Annotated in this window: 1 protein-coding gene and 3 pseudogenes; 3 read left to right on the plus strand and 1 reads right to left on the minus strand. The window is 77.2% G+C overall.

Annotated elements, in window-relative coordinates; genetic code table 11:
- Window positions 1-149, minus strand: a pseudogene (locus JNW87_RS41875) (murein transglycosylase); the annotation flags it as partial.
- A 56-nt stretch (window positions 150-205) separates the two neighbouring features.
- Between JNW87_RS41875 and JNW87_RS36415 the strand changes: the two are divergent.
- The 3 genes and pseudogenes from JNW87_RS36415 to JNW87_RS41100 all read left to right on the plus strand — a co-directional run.
- Window positions 206-427 carry a zinc ribbon domain-containing protein gene (locus tag JNW87_RS36415; protein WP_238455273.1) on the plus strand — a complete coding sequence of 74 codons (222 nt, stop codon included), beginning with the start codon at window positions 206-208 and terminating at the stop codon, window positions 425-427.
- 156 nt (window positions 428-583) lie between these two features.
- Window positions 584-1885, plus strand: a pseudogene (locus JNW87_RS41095) (NB-ARC domain-containing protein); the annotation flags it as partial.
- A 108-nt stretch (window positions 1886-1993) separates the two neighbouring features.
- A pseudogene (locus JNW87_RS41100) lies at window positions 1994-3452 on the plus strand (adenylate/guanylate cyclase domain-containing protein); the annotation flags it as partial.

Raw genomic sequence — 3452 nt, forward strand, 5'->3', positions numbered from 1 at the left:
GGCGCGCCGGCGGGGGCCGGCTGCATGGACCTCAGCCAGGGGCGCCGGGGGCGGGGGACCGGTGTGGACTCCGGGGCGGTTCCGGGGTCGTCGGGCGGTGCGGCCGGTCGCAGGGGCCGAACCCTCGATGTGTCCTCGCCGTCCACCACCCGTCGAGTATCACCCATGTCCGCCCGGGCGTCAGGCCCGGTCGTACCCTGGTGGCATGCCCCGGTACGAGTTCCGCTGCCGCGCCTGCGGCGGCACCTTCGAGGTCAACCGGCCGATGGCCGAGGCCGGCCAGCCCGCGTCCTGCCCCCAGGGGCACGCCGACACGGTGCGGCTGCTGTCCACCGTGGCGGTCACCGGTCGGGGTGGCGCCCGCCCGGCCGGTGGGTCGTCCTCCCCCGGCGGCGGTGGCTGCTGCGGCGGTGGCTGCGGCTGCTGACGGCGGCCCCGCCTCGTCCCGCCGGCCGACCCGTACCTTGCCGGTGACCAGATCCGGTGGCACCTTGGGTCGGAATGCGGCCAACCGTTCTCACGATGCGTGACGGCGTGACCATAGGGCAGCATGAAGCCGACGTCAGGGGCGGAGGTTCCACGCATGTCGCCACGGATCCACCTCCCGAGCGGATGGGTGACCTTCGTGTTCACCGACATCGAGGGCTCGACCCGGCTGGCCCAGCTGCTCGGTCCGGGCTACCGCCCGGTGCTGCGGGAACACCGCCGGCTGCTGCGCCACACGCTGGCCGGCACGGACGGCGCGGAGCTGCTGACCGAGGGGGACTCGTTCTTCCTCGCCTTCGCGGACGCGGCCGCCGCGCTCACCGCCTGCCTGACCGCCCAGCGGGCGCTGGCCAGTCACGACTGGCCCACCCCGGAGGCCGCGCCCCGGGTCCGGATGGGCCTGCACACCGGCTACGCCGAACCCCGGGACGGCGAGTACGCCAGCCCGGAGGTGCACCGCGCCGCCCGGGTGGCCGCCGCCGCGCACGGCGGGCAGGTGCTCTGCTCGGCGGCGACCGCCCGGCGCGCCGACCCGCTGCCGGCCGGGGCGTCCCTGCTGGACCTCGGGCTGCACCGACTGCGCGGCTTCGACGACCGGGAACGGCTGTTCCAACTGCTCGCGCCGGGGCTGGAGCGGCGGTTCCCGCGACCGCGCACCGCCGACGCGGCGGCGCACAACCTGCCGACCCAGATCACCTCGTTCGTCGGCCGCGAGCTGGAACGGGCCGAACTGAGGCGGCTGGTCGAGACGTACCGGCTGGTGACCGTGCTCGGCGCGGGCGGCGCCGGCAAGACGCGGCTGGCGGTGGAGCTGGCCTCCGGGGTCGTGGAGTCCTACCCGGACGGAGTCTGGTTCGTCGACGTCGCCGCGGTGACCGACCCGGGGCTGGTGGCGTTCGAGATCGCCGCCGTGCTCGGGCTGCGCCCGGAGCCGGGCCGGCCCATGGTGGACACTCTGGTCGAGTACGCGGCCGCCCGCCGGATGCTGGTCGTGCTGGACACCTGCGACGCCCAGCCGGCGGCCTCGGCCGAGGTGATCTCCCGGCTGCTGGCCGGCGGGCGCGGCGTCCGGGTGCTCGCCACCAGCCGGGAGTCGTTCGGCGTGCCCGGCGAGGCGGTGTGGCGGATCCCGCCGCTCTCGGTGGACCCGCGGCCGGACGGGTCGGAGAGCGACGCGGTGGCGCTGCTGCTGGACCGGACGGCGGCGGCCCGGGGCGGCCGGCCGCCCGACCCGGCGGAGCAGGCCGACCTGCGCCGGGTGGTGCGCCGGCTGGACGGGCTGCCGCTCGCCATCGAGCTGGCCGCCGCGCGGCTGCGGGTGCTCTCCGCAGGTCAGCTCGCCGAGCGCCTGGACGACATGCTGGGCACCCTGGACGCCGGCCGGGAGGAGCCCGAGCCGCCGCCGGCCGAGGCGGGCTGGTCGGGCAACCAGCAGGACACCGTGGACCTGGTGGCCGCGGCGGCGGGGATCAGCCCGCCCACCCCGGCGACCCGGGCGGTGCAGCGGTCGGCCAGCGAGCGGCACCTGACCATGCAGGCCACCGTCACCTGGTCGTACCGGACGCTCGGCGCCCGCTCGGCGCGGCTGTTGCGCTGGCTGGCGGTCTTCGCCGGCCCGGTGGACCTGCCGACCGTCCAGTGGCTGCTCGACGACGACCCGCTCGACCCGCTCTCCGTGCTGGTGGACAAGTCGATGGTGCTGGCCGAGCCGCACGCCTCCGGCAGCACCTACCGGATGCTCGACCCGATCCGGGCGTACGCGGCGCGGCGGCTGGTCGAGGCGGGCGAGGAGCAGTCCGCCCGGGACCGGCACGTCGCCTGGTCGCGGCACGCGTTGCAGCGGGCGCACCTCGGGCCGGACGGCCGGCCGGTCACCCTCTCCCTCTACGCGTTGGACCCGCTGGCCGGGGAGCTGCGGGCCGCGCTGCGCTGGTGCGCCACCGGCGGCAGCGCCCGTTCCGGGTTGGGCCTGGCCGGCGGGCTGGACCAGTGGTGGCGGGAGCGGGGGCTGGCCCGGGAGGGGCGGCTCTGGCTGTTCCGGCTGTACGGCCGGATCGCCGAGACCGGCGAGGTGATCCCGGAGGCGGAGCTGGCGGCGGCGTACCACATGCACTCGCTGCACGCCGGCGCGGACGGTGAGTTCGCCGAGGAGCTGCGCTACTCGCAGCGGGCGGAGGCCGCCGCCCGGCAGGCGGGCGACCTGGGCCTGCTCGCCCGGGTCCTGGCGGGCCGGGCGGCGCCGCTGGTCGACATGGGACAGTTCGCGGAGGCCGAGCGGGTCTGCCGCGAGGTGATCGAGTGGGCGCACGAGCAGGACGTGGTCTCCGACGCGCTGCTCGCCATTCACAACCTCGCCGAGCTGCTCTGGCGGCGGGGCGCGCTGGAGGAGGCGGCTGAGCTGCTCGGCGCGGCCCGGCCGGTGGAGGCGGCCCGCCCGGCCGAGCGGGGCCGCCGCTCGGTGGACATGCTGCTCGGCATGGTGGCGCTGGCGCGCGGGGATCTGGTCGCGGCGCACGAGCATCTGCTGGTGGCGCTCCGCTCCCGGATGAGCCACGGTTACCTCAATCGGGCCTGTGACACGCTGCACGCGATCGCGGTGCGCTGCGCGCTGGGCGGTGACCCGGTGACCGCGGCCCGGCTCTTCGGGGCGGCGCAGGCGACCCGGGCGAACCTGCGGGCCACCCCGGGCATCTACGGCCCGTACTGGTTGGACCGGCAGGCGCAGCTGCGCCGGGTGCTCGGCGACGGGGCCTTCGACGCCGCGTACGGCGAGGGCGGCGAGCTGGGGCTGGAGGAGGCGGCGGCGCTGGCGCTCGGCGTGGAGCATCCCGACCTGGCGGTGGACTCGCCCCGGTTCGGCGAGCCCGGCGCCGCGCTGGCCGGGCGCGGAGTGGTCGACCCCGACCCGGGCGGTGAGGTCCCGGCGCCCCGCCTGCCCACGGCCGCCCCCGACCCCCGTCCCGCCC

Source organism: Micromonospora sp. ATA51, assembly GCF_016802855.1.
GTDB classification, from domain to species: domain Bacteria; phylum Actinomycetota; class Actinomycetes; order Mycobacteriales; family Micromonosporaceae; genus Micromonospora; species Micromonospora sicca.

Coding starts and splice junctions, on each gene's coding strand:
- JNW87_RS36415 (WP_238455273.1), top strand. CDS start 206: ATGCCCCGGTACGAGTTCCGCTGCCGCGCCTGCGGCGGCACCTTCGAG.